This window comes from Achromobacter arsenitoxydans SY8 (assembly GCF_000236785.1).
In the GTDB taxonomy this organism is placed as follows: Bacteria; Pseudomonadota; Gammaproteobacteria; order Burkholderiales; family Burkholderiaceae_B; genus Achromobacter; species Achromobacter arsenitoxydans.
Genome location: NZ_AGUF01000035.1, coordinates 19,790 through 37,273 on the forward strand (window position 1 = coordinate 19,790; position 17,484 = coordinate 37,273).

General features: G+C 67.9%; 15 protein-coding genes. 4 read left to right on the plus strand and 11 right to left on the minus strand.

Annotated features, from left to right (window positions below; genetic code table 11):
- Positions 1-6 precede the first annotated feature (6 nt).
- Positions 7-1,134, minus strand: coding sequence for an ABC transporter substrate-binding protein (locus tag KYC_RS08240; protein ID WP_008160866.1), 1,128 nt, complete (start codon positions 1,132-1,134; stop codon positions 7-9).
- 196 nt (positions 1,135-1,330) lie between these two features.
- On the opposite strand from KYC_RS08240, the gene KYC_RS08245 reads away from it, so the two are divergent.
- Entirely contained in the window at positions 1,331-2,014 is a 684-nt protein-coding gene (locus KYC_RS08245; RefSeq protein ID WP_008160867.1) for a response regulator transcription factor, read from the plus strand.
- Entirely contained in the window at positions 2,007-3,308 is a 1,302-nt protein-coding gene (locus tag KYC_RS08250; RefSeq protein WP_050814846.1) for a sensor histidine kinase, read from the plus strand. Before KYC_RS08245 ends, KYC_RS08250 begins: the two co-directional genes overlap by 8 nt.
- 7 nt (positions 3,309-3,315) lie before the next feature.
- On the opposite strand, the gene KYC_RS08255 is transcribed toward KYC_RS08250, so the two are convergent.
- Positions 3,316-5,643: a TonB-dependent receptor gene (locus KYC_RS08255; RefSeq protein WP_043517906.1), complete on the minus strand. Its 2,328-nt coding sequence runs from the start codon at positions 5,641-5,643 to the stop codon at positions 3,316-3,318.
- A gap of 294 nt (positions 5,644-5,937) precedes the next feature.
- Here KYC_RS08255 and KYC_RS08260 point away from each other — a divergent pair, with 294 nt between their 5' ends.
- Positions 5,938-7,107 carry an acetyltransferase domain-containing protein gene (locus tag KYC_RS08260; protein ID WP_008160873.1) on the plus strand — a complete coding sequence of 390 codons (1,170 nt, stop codon included), beginning with the start codon at positions 5,938-5,940 and terminating at the stop codon, positions 7,105-7,107.
- A gap of 8 nt (positions 7,108-7,115) precedes the next feature.
- Positions 7,116-8,204 (plus strand): porin, encoded by a 1,089-nt coding sequence (locus KYC_RS28380; protein ID WP_008160876.1) that lies wholly within the window; start codon positions 7,116-7,118, stop codon positions 8,202-8,204.
- A gap of 8 nt (positions 8,205-8,212) precedes the next feature.
- Here the strand turns inward: KYC_RS28380 and KYC_RS08270 are convergent, their stop codons facing one another.
- The 9 genes from KYC_RS08270 to KYC_RS08310 all read right to left on the minus strand — a co-directional run bounded on the left by KYC_RS08270 (position 8,213) and on the right by KYC_RS08310 (position 17,458).
- On the minus strand, positions 8,213-9,181 hold the full coding sequence (locus KYC_RS08270; RefSeq protein WP_008160877.1) for an ABC transporter substrate-binding protein: 969 nt from the start codon (positions 9,179-9,181) through the stop codon (positions 8,213-8,215).
- A 29-nt stretch (positions 9,182-9,210) separates the two neighbouring features.
- The gene (locus tag KYC_RS08275) at positions 9,211-10,065 is read right to left on the minus strand and encodes an ABC transporter permease (RefSeq protein WP_008160881.1); all 855 of its coding nucleotides are present in this window, start codon (positions 10,063-10,065) and stop codon (positions 9,211-9,213) included.
- Positions 10,062-10,859 (minus strand): ABC transporter ATP-binding protein, encoded by a 798-nt coding sequence (locus KYC_RS08280; RefSeq protein ID WP_043517924.1) that lies wholly within the window; start codon positions 10,857-10,859, stop codon positions 10,062-10,064. Before KYC_RS08280 ends, KYC_RS08275 begins: the two co-directional genes overlap by 4 nt.
- A gap of 22 nt (positions 10,860-10,881) precedes the next feature.
- On the minus strand, positions 10,882-11,439 hold the full coding sequence (locus tag KYC_RS08285) for a carboxymuconolactone decarboxylase family protein (RefSeq protein ID WP_008160885.1): 558 nt from the start codon (positions 11,437-11,439) through the stop codon (positions 10,882-10,884).
- A 159-nt stretch (positions 11,440-11,598) separates the two neighbouring features.
- Positions 11,599-12,372, minus strand: a complete 774-nt coding sequence (locus KYC_RS08290) for an SDR family oxidoreductase (RefSeq protein ID WP_008160887.1) — start codon at positions 12,370-12,372, stop codon at positions 11,599-11,601.
- Entirely contained in the window at positions 12,369-13,910 is a 1,542-nt protein-coding gene (locus tag KYC_RS08295) for a class I adenylate-forming enzyme family protein (RefSeq protein ID WP_008160889.1), read from the minus strand. The genes KYC_RS08290 and KYC_RS08295 overlap by 4 nt, the downstream gene beginning before the upstream one ends.
- Before the next feature lie 27 nt (positions 13,911-13,937).
- Complete coding sequence (locus KYC_RS08300) at positions 13,938-14,825, minus strand: ABC transporter permease (RefSeq protein WP_008160891.1); 888 nt, start codon at positions 14,823-14,825, stop codon at positions 13,938-13,940.
- Between the two features lies 1 nt (position 14,826).
- A complete protein-coding gene (locus KYC_RS08305; protein WP_008160893.1) occupies positions 14,827-15,798 on the minus strand; it encodes an ABC transporter permease in 972 nt (323 codons plus the stop codon).
- Between the two features lie 7 nt (positions 15,799-15,805).
- Positions 15,806-17,458 (minus strand): ABC transporter substrate-binding protein, encoded by a 1,653-nt coding sequence (locus KYC_RS08310; RefSeq protein WP_008160896.1) that lies wholly within the window; start codon positions 17,456-17,458, stop codon positions 15,806-15,808.
- Positions 17,459-17,484: the final 26 nt, after the last annotated feature.

Genomic DNA, 17,484 nt, shown 5'->3' on the forward strand with positions numbered 1-17,484 from the left:
CGGGGTTTACTTCGGCGTGGCGGCGGGGGCCGTCCAGTAGGCGCCGGCGTTGTCCACATCGAGGAACCGGCGGTACAGCGTGTCCAGCGTGGCCTGCGGATCCAGCGCGGCCGCCCGCTCCGGATAGAGCCACTTGGCCATCGCTTCGATGGCGGCGACGTTGTACGGCGAGTTGTAGAAGGCGTGCCAGATGCCGTACGCGCGCCGTGCGCGCACGGCGTCCAGGTCGCGGATGCCGTCGCGTTGCAGCAGCGTGGCCAGGCTGTCGGCGGCAATCCGCGCGTCGGCGCCGGGGCCGGCCAGGAGGCCCGGCCGCCCGGGTTCGGAACGGCTGCCGGTGGCAATGTAGACGTCCGGCTTGGCGTCCAGCAGGAATTCCAGGCTGACGTCGCCGATCGCGCCCGGCAGCACGGGCGCCGCCACATTGACGCCACCAGCCGCTTCCAGCAGATCGCCGAAGCTGCCGTTGCCCGTGGTGTGGCAGCAGGCCGGCCACACGCCCGCCAGCATTTCCACGAAGACGCGCGGGCGCTGGGCCTGCGGCACGGGATCGACCACCTGGCGCACGCGGGCCAGGCGTTCTTCGTAGAACGAGATATAGGCTTCGGCCTGGGCCTCGCGGTCCAGCGCCTGGCCCAGGATGCGCATGCTGGGCACGGTGTTGCGTACGGGATGCTGGCGGAAGTCGATAAACACGATGGGAATGCCTGCCTCCTGCAAGGCCGTGATCATCGGGTTGTTGCGCCCGGGGCCGTGGCCGCTCAGGCTGAACACCGCCACATCGGGCTGGAGCGACACGATCTTCTCGGGGCTGACGCTGGCTTCGGAGGTCTTGCCGATCAGCGGCACGTCTGCCGCCTTGGGGTAGCGCTGGATGAGCTGATTCCAGGAATACGGATCCTGCTGCTTCAGCTCGCCTTGCCAGCCGACCACGCGGGCCACGGGGTCCTGGCGGTCCAGCAGCGCCATGGCGAAGGCGAAGCGGCCTTCGCCCAACAGCACGCGGCGCGGGTGGTCGGGAACCGTGACCGTGCGGCCGGCCAGGTCGGTGACCTGCCGGGCCTGCGCGCCGGGCAGGGCGCAGAACAGGGCTGCCGCGGCGGCGGCGGCGCGGAAAAGGGCAATCGGGCGCATGGGGAATCGTTTGGTCATTGCTCGCGACGGTTGCGCTTAACGCGAACCATTCCTATCGCCGCGCAGTGTCCGCCAACCCGTCTCAAGAATTCGTTAAGACGCGGAAGGCTGTGGCGCGCAGGCCGCAGGCGGAGTCGGGAGCCGTCCGAGGCTCTTACAATGTGAGATTGATTTCCATTCTCTGAACCGGCCCGACATGCGCGTACTCGTCATCGAAGACGACCCCGACATCCTTGCCAACATCACCCATCACCTGACGCGCCGCGGCTATATCGTCGATTGCGCGGAAGACGGTCAGCGCGGCTACGCCATGGCGGCGTCGGGCGAATTCGACCTGATCGTGCTGGACCTGATGCTGCCGCGCCTGGACGGCTACGAACTCTGCCGCCGCCTGCGCACGGAAGCCGCCTGCAACACGCCCGTGATCATGGTCACGGCGCGCGACACCCTGGATAACCGCCTCACCGGCTTCGACGCGGGCGCCGACGATTACCTGGTCAAGCCCTTTGCGCTGGCCGAACTGGCGGCGCGCGCCAAGGCGCTGCTGCACCGGGCCAGCGGGGCAGGCGCGGCGCGCGTGCTGCGCGTGGGCGACCTGACGCTGGACACCGGCACGCTGGAACTGGCCCGCGCTGGACAGCCGCTGCGCCTGCCGCCGTCGCCGCTGCAACTGCTGACGCTGCTGATGCGGGCCAGCCCGGCCGTGGTTCACCGCGCCCGGCTGGAAGAGGCGCTGTGGCGTGATTCGCCGCCCGACAGCGACAGCCTGCGCACGCATATCCACCAGATCCGCCACGTGGTCGACAAGCCCTACGCCACGCCGCTGCTGCACACCGTGCATGGCATCGGCTACCAGTTGCGGGCGGCCGGCGATGCCTAGGCGCAATCGGCAGGCGGCGCGGCGCGGGCTGGCTCGGCATCTGGTGCTGACCTATGTGGCGCTGGCGCTGCTGGTGGCCGGACTTCTGACCTGGCTGTCGGTCTGGAGCGTGGGCAAGCTGGAGGCCCACCTGCAGCGGATCGACATGGGCATGGCGGTTGAGCGGGTGCGCGGCGATTTCCTGGCCGGCATTGATCCTGGCCGGCCGAACCGCTTCTTTCACGGCGACCCAGGCAGCGCGGCGTTCCCCGCGTGGCTGCGTCCGCTGGCGCCGGGCTTCCACAAGATCGAGCGCGACGGCCGCGTGTGGCATGTGATGGTCGACGACCTGAAGGGCCAGCGCTACATGCTGCTGCGCGACTACACCGAGTACGAACAGAACCAGGCCGCGTCGCACTGGACCGCTGTAAGCGGACTGGCGGGCAGCCTGGCGCTGGCGTTCATCCTGGGCATCCTGGCCACGCGACGAATGCTGCGGCCGCTGGCGCGGCTGGCGGCCCAGGTCAATGCGCGCGCGGCGCAACCGCCGCAGACGCGCCTGGCCCAGGACTATCCGCCGGACGAGATCGGCCAGCTGGCCGCGGCGTTCGATTCCACCTACAACCAGCTTGAGCAAGCGCTGCGGCGCGAGCAGCTCTTTACCGCGGACGTCGGCCATGAGCTGCGCACGCCGCTCATGGTGATCTCCAGTTCCTGCGAACTGCTGCGCGAGGAGCAGGCGCTGGACGCCGCCGGTCAGGCCCGGCTGGCGCGCATCGAGGCGGCGGCGTCCGACATGGGCGAACGGCTGGACACATACCTGATGCTGGCCCGGGGCGGCGACGCCGCCGACCTGTTCGCGCGCGAAAGCGCCGCGGCGGCGGCACGTGGCCAACTGGCCGCGTGGACGGCCGTGGCCCAGCGCCGGGACATGCGCCTGACGCTCGAAGAGGCAACACAGATCACGCCTGCCTTGCTGTTTCCCGCGCCGCTGTTGCGCGCCGTGTTGTCCAACCTGATCCGCAATTCGCTGCAGTACGCGGGTCCGCAGGCGCGGGTCGTCATCACGGCCGGGCCGGATTTCATGCAGGTGGCGGACGACGGGCCCGGCATTCCGGCCGAGCGCCAGGCGTCCATTTTCAACCCCTTCGTGCGCGGCGAGGAGCCGGACGCCGGCAACCTGGGGCTGGGCCTGTCGCTGGTGCAGCGCATCTGCGAACACCAGGGCTGGCGCGTGTCGCTGGCGTCCCGGCCGGGAGAAGGCAGCAGGTTCCGCGTGGACCTGGCCGCACCGGCACGGGAGCCTGCGGCGTGAACGCGCCCTAGAACGACAGGTCTGCGGTGAAAGTGGCCGTGCGTCCGGCGCCGGGCACGCCATAGAGCTGGAAGCCGTCCAGCGACGCGCCCACGCGGCTGTAGTAGAACTTGTTGAACAGGTTGTCCACGTTCACGCCGAGCGTCACGTTCTTGTTCAGCCGGTAGCGCGCGGCCACGGAATGCAGCCAGTACGACGGCGCCTTTTCGTTGTCGCGCACCCAGACCGGATGCGTGCCATAGGGGCCCGACACCGTGGCGCTGTTGTTGTTCTTGCCGCCGACGTACTTGTTGTCGGTATAGCGGCGCTTGCCCACGTATTGCGCGCCATAGCTCAGCGACAGGTTTTCAGTGGCCGCGTAGGTGGTCCACAGGTTGAAGGTCAGGTCGGGCACATTCTTGGCTTCCTCGCCCTGGTTGGCGCCCTTGGTGATGCGGCTCTTCATGGCGCTGGCGCCCGCAAAGGCCGACCAGCGCGGCGTGACGTTGCCCGACAGGCCCAGTTCGATGCCGTCCACGCGCTTGGCGGGCAGGGCGCGCACCACGTCGGTGACGTCGTCGCCGTACTCCCACGAATCCGTCAGTTCCGTGCGGAAGACGGCGCCGGTCAAGGACAGGTCGCCGCCCGCCACATCCCATTTGCTGCCCAGTTCCCAGGTGCGGGACCCGGCCGGCTTGTAGGTGTCGGACCCGGCCGCGCCATAGATGTTGTTGTTGGTGGACGCGCCCATGGCCGAAGGCTGCGCGGCCTGGCTGTAGGACACGTAGACGCTGCCGTACTCCACCGGCTTGTAGGTCAGGCCGATGCGGCCGCTCCAGGCGCCGTCGGTCACGCGCTGCGTCGTCGCGCCGGTCGTCTGCGTGACTCGGTAGCGGTCGTAGCGCAGCGCGCCCTGCAGCATCCAGTGCGGATTGAAGGTGAGGGTGTCGCCGGCGTACAGGCCGGCATTGAAGATCTGGGCCTTATTGCCCGAGTCGCCCTTGAGCGTGTCCGCGCCGCCCATGTTCACGCCGCCAGTGTCGCGCAGGTCGATCACCGGGTTCACGGAGGGCGCGCGTATGGTGCGCGCATGGTCGCCGTAGGTCTCCTTGTAGAACTCCACGCCCGCCACGGCCGCGTGCTTGATGGCGCCGGTATGGAAGTCCAGGTTCAGATTGGTCTGGTTGGCCAGGATGGTGTAGCGCTTGGAGGTGCCGAAGTCGTTGCCGCGCAGTTGAGCGTAGGGCGAGGGATCCCGCAGCGCCTCGAAACCGCTGTACGACAGGATGCCGTCGGCGCTGTAGACCAGCGGACCCGTGCCCGTGTAGCCGTACGAGGTGCGCGAGGTGGAATTGAAGCGCGCTGGGGCCAGCACGCCGATGCGGTCGGTCTGCTGCCAGCGGCTGATGTTCGTCAGGCGCGCCGCCTTGGTGAAGTCGTGCTCGACCTTCAGCGTGGCCTGGTCGGTGCGCGTCTGCTCGGTGTACAGGTCGGGATCGCCGTACCAGGCGTTGCGCGCCACGTTCGGCATGCGCTTCCCGCCGGTGCCGCGCTGTATGGGCACGCCGCCGTCGGGGATGTTGTCGTCCTCCTGGTGCAGATAGTTGAGCGTGACGCGGGTGGGCGAACCCAGCCCCATCGCCAGCGATGCCGCCATGCCGGACCGGTCGAATTCGGTCACATCCCGTTCGGCCACGCCGTTGTGATGGCGCATGAGGTTGATGCGCAGGGCCGAGCTGTCAGTCAGTTCCTGGTTCAGGTCGGCCGTGACGCGCCGGTAATGGTCCGTGCCCAGGCCGCCGGACAACTGGTAGAACGAGCCCAGGCGCGCCTCCTTGCTGGCCAGGTTGACGCTCCCGCCAACCGCCGACACGCCCGATTCGATGGACCCCGTGCCCTTGAAGACTTCCGCCTGCTCCAGATTGAAGATGTCGGTGCGGCTGGACAGGCCCGCGTCGCGAATGCCGTCCACCGTGATGCTCTGCTCCGCGGAAAAGCCGCGGATCGTGAACATGTCGCCCCAGCCCAGATTGCCTTCGCCGGAGCTGAAGGTGATGCCGGGCACGTTGCGCAGCACATCCTGCAGGCTCTTGGCCTGCTGTGCTTCCAGCACGGCGCGCGGCACGACGGTGATGCTTTGCGGCGTATCCAGCAGCGGCTCGGTGAATTTGCCGGATTGCACGCGGTCGGCCTTGTACGGCGGGGCATCGGCCTGCACCGTTACGGGCGCCAGCAGGACCGCGCCGTCGGCGGGCGGCGTCTGGCCGTGGGCCTGGGCGGTGGCGGCGGCGCCAAGCGCCATCCCCAATGTTTTCAGGGCGACCGAGCCCTGTCCGTGTGTTCTGTATTGCGCCATGGTGATCTTGAGTGCCTCAGTGAGAATCGTTGCGATTCTGGCGAGGCGGGTCTCAAGATCTTGTTAAGGCATGGCGGGCAGCGGCGGATTCAGGCGCGGGACGTGTCGAACGCCAGCAGGTTGCGCTTGACGATGCCGAGCATGTCGGCCGAAAAGGGCGCGTAATGCCTGTGCGCCAAATCAATCCGGCACCATTTTTGTCTTGGAACCGTAATGTTATTACATTACTATTAGCGCTTTTTTCGCGACGCGTCGCCACGGCGCGCCCGCCGGCATTCCACTCTGCATTCCCACATGGCTACTCCCATTTCCCATCCCGCCGCCGGTAGTTCCCGGCTGCGTTCCATCGACGCTCTGCGCGGCCTGGTCATCGTGATCATGCTGCTGGACCATGTGCGCGAGACTTTCTTCCTGCACCATCAGGTCGGCGACCCGATGGACGTAGCGGCTACGCCGCCCGACCTGTTTTTCTCGCGGCTGCTGGCGCATCTGTGCGCGCCGGTGTTCGTGTTCCTGACCGGCCTGTCGGCCTGGCTGTATGGCGCGAAGGCCGGCAGCCGCGGCGCCACGGCGGCGTTCCTGGCCAAGCGGGGCGCGTTCCTGATCGCGCTGGAAGTCATCGTGGTGAATTTCGCGTGGACTTTCCAGTTTCCGCCGTCGGTCGTGTACCTGCAGGTGATCTGGGTGATCGGCCTGTCCATGCTGTCGCTGGCGGCCTTGCTGTGGCTGCCGCGCTGGGCGCTGGTCGTCGTGGGGGTGGCGCTGGTGGCCGGCCACAATGCGCTGGACGGCCTGCATTTCGCGGCGGGGCACGCCATGCACGTGCCGTGGGCGGTGCTGCACGACCGGGGCTGGATTGAAGTGGGCGACACGCTGCGCCTGCGGACCTCGTATCCCTTGTTGCCGTGGATCGGCGTGATCGCGCTGGGCTACGCGGCCGGGCCGTGGTTCCGGCCCGGCGCCGAGGCAGCGGTGCGACAGCGCCGCCTGTGGGCCGCGGGCCTGGCCGCCGTGGCCGGCTTCGTCGTCCTGCGGGCGCTGAACGGCTACGGCCAGTCTCAGCAGTGGTCCGTGCAGGAAGACGCCCTGCATACGGCGATGAGCTTCCTGAACATCACCAAGTATCCGCCGTCGCTGATGTTCCTGCTGCTGACGCTGGGGCTGGGCCTGTGTCTGCTGGTGTTGATCGAACGGGCGCAATCCGCCGCCTGGGTGCGCGCATTGTGCGTGTACGGCGCTGCGCCGATGTTCTTTTATCTGCTGCACCTGTACGTGCTGAAGGCGCTGTACCTGGCGGGCGAGGGCGTGTGGGGCCTGAACCAGGGCAAGTACTTCGGCGTGGATGGCATGGCCTCGGTCTGGCTGATCTCGGCGCTGCTGGCGGCGGCGCTGTACCTGCCGGTGCGCTGGTTCGGCCGCCTGAAGGCGTCGCGCCGCGACATCGCGTGGCTCAAGTACCTGTGAGGCCGGCAATGGCGTATCGCAAGTTCTGCGCGGGTGTCGCGGCCGTGATGGCGCCGTGGGCCGCCGACGCGCAGCAAAGCCCTGTGACGCTGTACGGGGTCGTGGACCTGAGCCTTGCGGGTTTTTCCACGCAGGAACGCGGCACGGCGCTCAATATGCAGTCGGGCGTGCAGTCCGGATCGCGCTGGGGGCTGCGCGGCAGCGAAGACCTGGGCAACGGCCTGCGCGCGAACTTCCAGCTGGAAAGCGGCATCCTGGCCAACAATGGCCGGTCCGCGCAAGGCGGACGCCTGTTCGGCCGCGCGGCCTGGGTCGGCGTGTCGGGCGGATTCGGCGACCTGCGGCTGGGCCGGCAGACCTCGGTGTCGTCGGCCACGCTTGCCGACTACGACGCCTTCATGGCGTCGTATCTGATCACCGGCGCGCAGACGGCGCTGCTGCCCTACAACGCCAACCGTGCGGACAACATGGTCGCGTATTGGAGTCCGTCCGTGGGCGGCTTGCGCGCCGGTGTCGACGCCAGCCTGGACTATGACGGCGGCGGGGGCTTTCAGACCACTTCCACCAACAAGCTGTACAGCGCCGCGCTGGTCTACGAACAGGCCGGCTATTCGGTCGCCGCGACCTACGAGGGCGCGCGCTGGGCGGACGGCACGGCGCAGTCGGCCGCCATGGCCCGGGCCGGCGGCGCGCGCCAGCCCTACGCCTACACGCTGGCCGGCCGCGCCACGTTCGACGCCTTCACGCTGTACGCGGGCTGGTCCATCATGCGAAACGGATCAACCATTCCGGCCGTGCCGTCGCCGGGTCAGCGCGTGTATTTCCCGGACAGCACGGTACATGGCGTGATGGCGGGCGCGACGTGGCGCGCGGGCGCCGGCACGGTGATGGCGTCGTGGCAGGGCAGCCTGCCCAGCGGCGGCGCCCTGAAACGCGAAGGCGCCACGCACACCCAACAGATCTATTCGGCGGGGTATGTGTACGACCTGTCCAAGCGCACCAACCTGTACGCCGTTTACGGCTACATGCGGGGCGCCTGGGACGACGCGTCCTGGCATCAATCGCAGTACGCGGTGGGGATGCGGCACCGGTTCTGACGACAGGTTCAGTACGCCTTGCCCGAGATCTGGTCGGCGTACTTCAAATCCAGCCACTTCCCATCTTGAGGAATCCGGTCCAGGTTGCCCAGGTCGATCTGGGTCTGGAGCGCATCCGTCAGGGCTTGCTGCGGCACGGCCACGGAATCGGCGAAGACGCCGTCGTCGATCAGGCGCTGCACCGATGCGCGCACCACTGCCGGATCCAGGTTCGGGAACAGCTTCAGGCCGCTGGCCACTGCCGCTGCCGGGTCCTTGTGGATGGCCTTGAGGGCGCGGTCGATGCCGGACACGAACTTCTGCGAAACCTGCGGCGGGATGTCCTGGCGGGTGGAGATGGCCGAGAAGGTGTAGGGACCGATCTCGCGCGAGAACGCCGATACGACTTTGTAGCCCTGGGCCTGCGCCTGCGAGGCGCCCGGTTCATAGAGCACGGCGCAGTCGGCCTGGCCGGAACTCAGCGGGCCGATCTCGTTGCCCAGGGGCACTTCCAGCAGGTTCACGTCGCGCTTGGGATCCAGGCCCGCGTTCTTGACCAGCTTGATGAAGGCCGACGAACTGGTGGTGGGCATGGCGCCGGTGGCGATGGTGGCGCCCTTCAGGCTCTTGAAGCCGTCGAACGCAAAGGCCGGCTTGCAGGTCAGCCACACGCCCAGGCGGTTCAGGGTGCCGCCCACGACCTTGACCGGCGCGCCGCGCCCGAACGAGATCGCGGTCCATTCGGGCCCGTGCAGCGAGAAGTCCGCGCTCTTGGATATGACGGCGGCCAGGGCGTTGGTCGACGACGAAGCCACGTCGATGCGCACGTCCAGTCCCTCGTCCTTGAAGTAGCCGTGCTCTTCGGCAAAGTACACGGGCAGGTAGAACACCGATTTGAAGGCGGCGGATACGACGGCCTTGTCGTTGGCCATCGCGGACACGGACAGCAGGGACGCGGCCGCGGCGGCGGCCAGGCGCAGGGGGAATTTGATTGTCATGAGGGTTTTCAGCGGCGCGAGGGCGCGCTTCACAGTTTGAATTGAGTGGCGTAGGTCTGGTCTTTCCAGCGCAACAGGCGCTTTTCGGCGAAGTCCACGCCGGCGTACAGGACAAAGCCCAGCAGCATCAGCGAGAAAATCCCCACCCAGACGGTGTTCAGGTCGTACAGCGACGAGGCGACGAAGATGACGTGCCCCAGCCCGTACTTGGACGAAATGAATTCGCCCACGACCGTGCCCACCAGCGCGAAGCCGATGTTGATGCGGAACGTGGCAATGATGGCGGGCAGGGCGGACGGCACCACGACTTTGGCGAAGATCTGCCGCTTGGTCGCACCCAGCGACACCAGCATCTTCTGGATGTCGGGGTCGGTGTCCTTGGCGGCCTGGAAGGCGGCCAGCAGGGCGACGATGGAGGTCAGCGAAATAGACAGCGCCACCTTAGAGATCACGCCGGTGCCGAACCACAGGATCACCAGCGGCGCGAACGCGATCTTGGGCACGCTGTTGATCGCAACCAGGAAGGGCTCGACCACCTTGGCGGCATAGGGCGAATACCAAAGCGCCAGTCCCGGAACGGTGCCCAGCACGGTGCCGACGACAAAGCCCGCGGCCGACGCCCACAACGTGTAATTGGCGTGTTCCCAGAGTTCGCCGGACAGGATCATCTTCCAGGCGGCCTGGACGATGCCCGCCGGCGAGCCGAACAGGAATCCCGACACGGCGCCGGCCCGCACACCCGCTTCCCAGGCGCCGAACAGCGCCGCAAGAATCAACAGCTGGGTAGCCAGGACGGGGACGCGAAAACCGGATGGGCGGGCCGGGGATGCGGCGGGCGCGGGCACCGGCGCGCCCCGCAGGGTGGTAGCAGTGGTCTGGGTCATGCGGCAACGCCTTCCTTGCGGGCGGTCTGTATGTCGAGTTCCTGGCACAGCAGGTCGAAGTAGCCGGGAAAGCGGCTGTCGTGGCGCGCTTCCAGCGGCGAGCGCGTGCCCAGTTCGATGTCGTGCACGCTCTTGAGCCGGCCGGGTCGCGCGCTCAGCACGAAGATGCGTTCGGACAGGGCGATGGCCTCGTCGATATCGTGGGTCACCAGGATCACCGTCTTGCCCTGCTTGCTGACCGTGTCGGCCAGCATGGATTCCAGGAACAGGCGCGTCTGGTAATCCAGCGCCGAGAATGGTTCGTCCAGCAGCAGCACGTCCGGGTCGGGCAACAGGGTGCGGGCCAGTGCGACACGCTGGCGCATGCCGCCCGATAGCGCCTTGGGGTAGCTGTCCTGAAACGGCAGCAGGCCGAAGGTGTGCAGGTACTCGCGCGCCCGCTCGACGGACTCGGCCTTGGGCGCGCCACGGATTTCCAGGCCGACCAACACGTTGTCCAGCACGGTGCGCCAGGGCATCAGCAGGTCGCGCTGCAGCATGTAGCCGACGCGTCCGCGCAGGTTGGGCAGGGCCGCGCCATCCAGCGCGATGGTGCCTGCGTCGTGTTCCAGCAGGCCGGTCAGGATGTTGAACAGCGTGGACTTGCCGCAGCCGGACGGGCCAATGATGCTGACGAATTCGCCGCTGGCCGCATTCAGGCTGATGTCGTCCAGGACCTGGACGGGGCCGGCGTCGGTGTGAAAGCGCTTGGAGAGATTACGGATCTCCAGCTTGAGGGCAGGGTTAGGGCTCATCTTGAAACGACTGCACGCCGCTTCAAGCCGCGCCATGCTCCAGTTCAAGCGCCACCACGTCTTCCTGCGGCACTTCCAGGGCTTCGTTGAAGCGCTTGAAGAAGCTGCACAGGGCGATGCGGATGGTCAGTTCGACGATCTGTTCTTCGCTGAAGAAGGACTGCAGCTTGCGGTAGAACTCGTCGCTGACCTGCGCCGGCGTCAGCGTGACCAGCACGGCGTAGTCGCGCACCGCCAGGTCCTGCTCGTCCAGGCCGGGCACCTGAGGCTCCAGCAGGCGGTCGATGGCCTCTTGCGAAATCCCGTGCGCGGCCAGCTTGGGCGTGTGCAGCGTGACGCAGTAATGGCACGCGTGCGCCTTGGACGCCGTCAGCAGCGCAATTTCCAGATGACGCGGCGAGATCAGCCCGTCTTCGCGCGACTGCACCAGGTATGAGAAGAAGTGCTTTAGCGCAGGCGGCCGCGGCGCGAAGGCGCTCAGCATGTTGGCGTAGGGGCCATAGTCCTGCAGCAGTTGGTTGTAAAGGGCGGCGGTGGCGGGATCCAGCTTGGCGGGATCCAGGGGAGTCAGGCGTGACAAGGCAATTCCAGCGTAAGGGGACAACAACGCTGGAATCCTAAAAGACCTGGGACCGCGTGAAAAATACCGATATCACATATGTATATGGGCATGCCCACGCGATAGGGGGCATCGCGCGGGCAGCGGCGCTGGGTTGATTCGCGGCAATGGTTCGCTGCGCTACAGGCGCTGTCCTCCTGTCGCATCAATGCTTTGTCCGGTTACCCAGCGCCCTTCGTGCGAGGCCAGGAAGGCGACGATGTCGGCGATGTCCTCGGGCTGGCCCACGCGGCCCAGCGCGATGCTTTGCGCGATGACGCGGCTGAGTTCGGGATCGCGCGCGCGCTGGTTCAGGTCGGTGGCGGTGGCGCCGGGCAGCACCGCGTTCACGGTGATGCCGCGCGCGCCCAGTTCGCTGGCCAGCAGCAGGGTCAGGGCTTGCAGACCCGCCTTGGCCGGCGCGTACACGCTCATCTCGGGATAGGCGGCGCGCGTGCCCATGGACGAAATGTTGATGATGCGCCCGCCGTCGCGCAGGAAGGGCAGGCTGTGCTGGATCAGGAAGAACGGGGTCTTCAGGTTCACCTGCAGCACTCGGTCGAAGTCCTCCGGCTTCACTTCCGGCAGCCGCGCGCGCAGGCCGACGCCCGCGTTGTTGACAAGGATGTCCAGGCCGTCTTCTCCCGTGCGTTCGCGCAGGGCCGCGCTGGCGTTCGCGGCCAGCGCGGCGGCGGCATCCGGATCGGCCAGATCGGCCTGCAGGGCCCAGGCCTGGCCGCCAGTCGCCTCGATCAGGCCGACGACCTCGGCGGCGGCGCTGGCCGCGGCGTTGTAATGCACGGCGACGCGCGCGCCGCGGCGGCCCAGCGCCAGCGCAATGGCGCGGCCGATGCCGCGGCTGCCGCCGGTGACCAGGGCGGTCTTGCCGGCCAGGGAATCGGGTGCGGCGCTCATGCGGCCTCCTTCTCGGGTTGGTGCCATTCTTGTCGGGCTTCCAGCTTGCGGGCCTGCAGCAGCAGGGCGTTGCGGTCGACCTTGTTGGTGCCCGCCCACGGCAGGTCGTCCACGAAGCGGATGCGGCGCGGATGCTGGTACGCCGGACCATGGGCCAGCGCATGGCGCTTCAGGGACTCGGCGTCCAGCGTGCTGCCCGCGCGGCGCACCACGAAGGCGACGGGGATGTTGCCGCGTTCCTCGTCCGGCAACGGCACTACGCAGCTCTGGCGCACGTCGGGATGCGATTCCAGCAGCTTCTCGACTTCGACGGGGTAGATGTTCTCGCCCGAGCACACGAACATGTCGTCGGCGCGGCCCACGAAATAGTAGAAGCCGTCGCTATCGCGGCGCATCACGTCGCCGCTGTAGTACCAGCCGTCGCTCAGCACCTGGGCGCTTTTCTCTGGCAGGTTGTGATAGCCGCCGAGCACCGCCGGATTCTTCATCAGCAGCACGCCTTCGTCGGGGCCGGTCCCGCCCGCCAGGCGGACCTGGTTCTGGTCCAGCGGATAGCCGACTGCGAGCGGCGGCGTGGGCAGGCCGCCCGGGTGCGGGCCGAACACGGCCGGGCCGGCTTCCGTGGTGCCGTAGCCGTGGGTGATGCGCACCTGCGGCAGCGCCTGCTGGATGCGTTCGTACAGGGCCACGGTCATGGGGGCCGAACCCAGCATCACGCGTTCCAGCGCCGACAGGTCGCGGCCCTGCAGCAGCGCGGGGTCCTTGACCAGCCGCGCGAACATCGTCGGCACGGCCGTCAGAACGGTGATGCGGTGGCGTTCCAGCGCGTCCGCGTAGGCCGCCGCGTCGAACGCGGGCTGGATCACCAGCAGGCTGTTGCTGGCGAAGGCGCGCTTGGCCATGAAGAGGCCATTCATGTGGAACAGCGGCTGCGCCAGCAGGTAGCGCGCCTGATTGCCCGCGGCCGCAGCCGGACTGGCGGTGGTGGTCAGCGCCCAGAGCTGCCCGGCGTGGGTCAAGGGCACGCCCTTGGGCTTGCCGGTGGAGCCGGAGGTGTACAGCATCTGCGCAATGTCGTGCGGGGCCGGCGTGACGGCCGTGAACCGGGCGGGCGCGATCTGCGCGGCAAAGCCCTGCGGGCCGGTGTCGTCGAAGTCCAGGACCGGCACGGTCGCTTCGAAGGCCGCGCGGCGCGGGCCATCGACAAAGGCCAGGGCGATGGCGGCATCGCGCAGCACGTAGTCGATGTTCTCCTGGGACTGTTTGATGTTGATGGGCACGGCCACGAAGCCGGCGCGCATGATGCCGAAGTAGGCGATCAGGTATTCGGCGCGGTTGAGCGCGGCGATGGCGACGCGGGCGCCGGGCTCCAGGCCGCGCGTGGACAGCCACGCGGCCACGCCGCCTGCCAGCCGATCGGCGTCGCCGTGCGTCAGCCGCAGCGGCGCGTCGGGCAAGCGCAGGTCGTCGATGGCGGGCAGGTTGGCGGGCAGCCGCGGATCGGCCAGGTCGCCCAGGTTTTTGAGGGGATGGGTCATGGAGAAAATTCTCGAAAAGGCTGCGGCTCAGCGCTTTTGCAGCTTGGGGTTGAGCGCGTCGTTCAGGCCGTCGCCGACCAGGTTCAGCGACAGCACGGTGAGCATGATGGCCACGCCGGGCACGGCGCAGATGTACCAGGAGGACCGGATCAGGCTGCGGCCTTCGCCCACCAGGCGGCCCCAACTGGCGATGTTGGGATCGCCCAGCCCCAGGAAAGACACCACTGACTCGTACAGGATGGCGCCGGCAACCACCAGCGACGACATGACGATGACGGGCGGCAGCGCATTGGGCAGGACTTCGCCGGCCACGATGCGCAGCGGGCTCATGCCCACGGCCCGGCAGGCCTGAACGAATTCGCGTTCCTTGAAGGACAGGAACTCGGCGCGGGTCAGGCGCGCGATCGGCGGCCAGGACACCAGGCCGACGGCCAGGGTGATGTTCTCGATCCGGGGGCCCAGCACCGACACGACCGTCAGCACAAAGACCACGTTGGGGATGATCTGGAACAGCTCGGTCAGGCGCATGAGCGCCTCGTCGATCCAGCCGCCCGCCCAGGCGGCGGCTGCGCCCACGCTTACGCCGATCAGCGTGGCGGTGGCCGCGGCCACCAGGCCGATCAGCAGGGTGGCGCGCGCGCCGTGCGCGATCAGCGCGGCGATGTCGCGGCCCATGGAGTCGGTGCCCAGCGGAAAGCGCCAGGACTCGAACGGCCAGATCTCGGGCGCGCCGACGATGCGCAGCGGGTTGACAGGGTAAATCCAGTCGGCGCCGGCGGCCACCAGCGCCACCAGCAGCAGGACGACCGCGCCGGCCACCGCGCCGCGGTTGCGGGCAAAGCGCGCGGCGAAGGAATCGGGGCGGCGGCCGGGGGCCGCGCCCGCGAGGGCGATTGCAGCAGGGGTAGCGGACATGTCAGGCAGCCTTGATGCGCGGATCCAGCCGCGTATAGGCAAGATCCACAATGATGTTGGCGATGATGACCACGACGGAGCTGAGCACCAGGATGCCCAGCACGACGGGGTAGTTGCGGCTCATGACGCTGTCGAACAGCACGGCGCCGATGCCGGGCCAGCTGAATACCGACTCGATCACGATGCTGCCGCCCAGCACCGCGCCAAGCTGCAGGCCCAGCAGGGTGGCGATGGGCAGCACGGCATTGCGCAGGATGTGGCGCAGTACGACCGCCGAGCGGGTCAGGCCCTTGGCGTAGGCCGTGCGCACATAGTCCATGCGGCTGACTTCCAGCATTGAGGCGCGCATCACGCGGGCATAGGCCGCCGAATAGAACAGCCCAAGCGCCACGGCCGGCAGCGCCAGGTGGTGCAGCACGTCCAGCGCCTGGCGCCAGAGTCCGCCGTCCAGGCCGATGGTGACCATGCCGCCCACGGGAAACCAGCCCAGCTTCACCGAAAACATGATGATCAGCATGATGCCCAGCCAGAAACTGGGCGCGGCGAAGCACAGCACCGCGAACGCGGACACGGCGCTGTCCCACCAGGTGTTGACCTTGATGGCCGACACGATGCCGGCCGCCACGCCCACCAGCACGGCGATGGCGATGCTGGCCAGCATCAGCACCAGCGTGGCGGGCAGGTGGGCCAGGATCACGTCCAGCACCGGCAGGTTGTGCCGGTACGAAAAGCCGAAATCCAGCCGGGCGACCGACCCGATGTACTTGAGCAATTGCACCGCGGGAGGCTGGTCCAGCCCGTAAGTGACGCGCAGCCGTTCGATCAGCGCCGGGTCGGTGACCTGCTGTTCGGCCGTCATGACGTCCAGGAAGGTCCCCGGCACGGACTGGATCAGGGCAAAGTTCAGCACCACCACGGCCAGCAGCAGCGGGATGGCCTGAAGCAGGCGTCGCGAGATCAGGCGGATCGGCATGGCGGACTCAGGCCTGCAGCCAGACGTCGGCCAGGGTCTCGCCCTGGACGTTGGCGCCGGTGGTGAAGTTGCGCACGTTCTTGCCGGCCAGCGTGAACGACTGGATCTCGACCAGCGGCACGATGGGCACGTCGGTGGACGCCAGGCGGGCAAACTGCGCGGCCAGCTTGCGGCGGGCCTCGGGCTCGGTTTCGACGGCCAGCTTGCCGACGATGGCGTCCATCTCGGGGCTGGAGTAGCCGGTGGCGTTGCGGAAGGCGGCGCCGCGCACAATCCCGTCAGTGGTGAAGAACTGCGTCACCGTGGGCACCAGCTCCAGCGGCGACGTGAAGTTGGACACGGCGATGTCGTAGTCGTAATCGCCGTAGATGCGCTTGAGCGCGGTGGCGCGGTCCACGGAATCGAGCTTGACCGCGATGCCCACGTCTTCCAGCGCCTGCTTCAGGTACTGGCCCAGCTTGGCGTTTTCCTCGAACCAGGCGGCGGCCAGCAAGTTGACGGTGAAGCGCTTGCCGTCCTTGACGGGCAGACCGGCTGCGTCCAGCAGGGCGGCGGCCTTCTTCGGGTCGAAGGGATAGCGCGGCACGTCCTCGGTGAAGAACAGCGGATTGCTGCTGAAAATGGGCGCAATCGCCGGCTTGCCGCGGCCGTAGTAGATGGTGTCGACGATGAACTGGCGGTCGATGGCGTGCAGGATGGCCTGGCGCACCTCGCGCCGGTTGACGATGTCGCGGCGCTGGTTGAATTCCGCCGTCACCGTCCACGCCGTGTTCTGGTAGCCGCGGGTGTCGACGACCACCTTGCCGGTCTTGACCAGCCTGTCGATGTCGCGCGCCGGCACCGGGTTGGAATAGGCCAGGCCCAGTTCCCCGGTTTCCAGCGCCGCGCCGCGCGAGGCGGGGTCGGCCCACCAGCGGATCACCAGCTTGTCCAGGTTGGGCTGGGCCGGGTTCCAGTACTTGTCGTTGCGCAGGTATTCGACGTGGCTGCCGCGCACCCATTTGCCGTACTTCCAGGGGCCCGTGCCTACCGGCGTGTTGTTCAGCGGGTTGGTGATGAGGTCCTTGCCGTCGTACAGGTGCTTGGGCACCAGCAGCTGGTACTGGCCGGACAGCGTCGACTTCAGGAAGAACTCCGGCACCGGCGCATTGAAGGTCAGCACCACGGTGTGCGCATCCGGCGCCGTGGCGTCCGTCAGCGACTTCAGCGCGATGCCGGCCGAGATCGGCTTCCAGTGCTGCAGCACGTTGTAGACCACGTCGGCGGACGTGAACGGCGCGCCGTCGTGCCAGGTGACGCCTTCGCGCAGCTTGATTGTGTAGCTGCGGTAATCGCCGGACGGCGTGACAGACAGGGCCAGCGCGGGCTGGAACTTCAGGTCCGCGTCCAGCTTGAGCAGGCGCTCCAGGATTTTGGTGGACGTCTGGAACGGGCTGGAACCGCCGCCGCCGGGCACGAACAGCGCCTGCGGTTCCAGGCCGCCCCACGTGGCGACCAGCGTGCCGCCCCGGCGGGCGGGGCCGGCATCGGAGCCGGGCCGGTCGGTGGCCGCCAGCAGCGCGCGGGGCGCCAGTCCCAGCCCCAGGCCGGCGGCGGCTATGCCGCCTGTGGCGGTGCGCGTAAGGAAAGAGCGCCGTGCGGGGCGCGTGGTGTTGTTCATGATGAAGTTCCTGGTTCGGTTGCCCG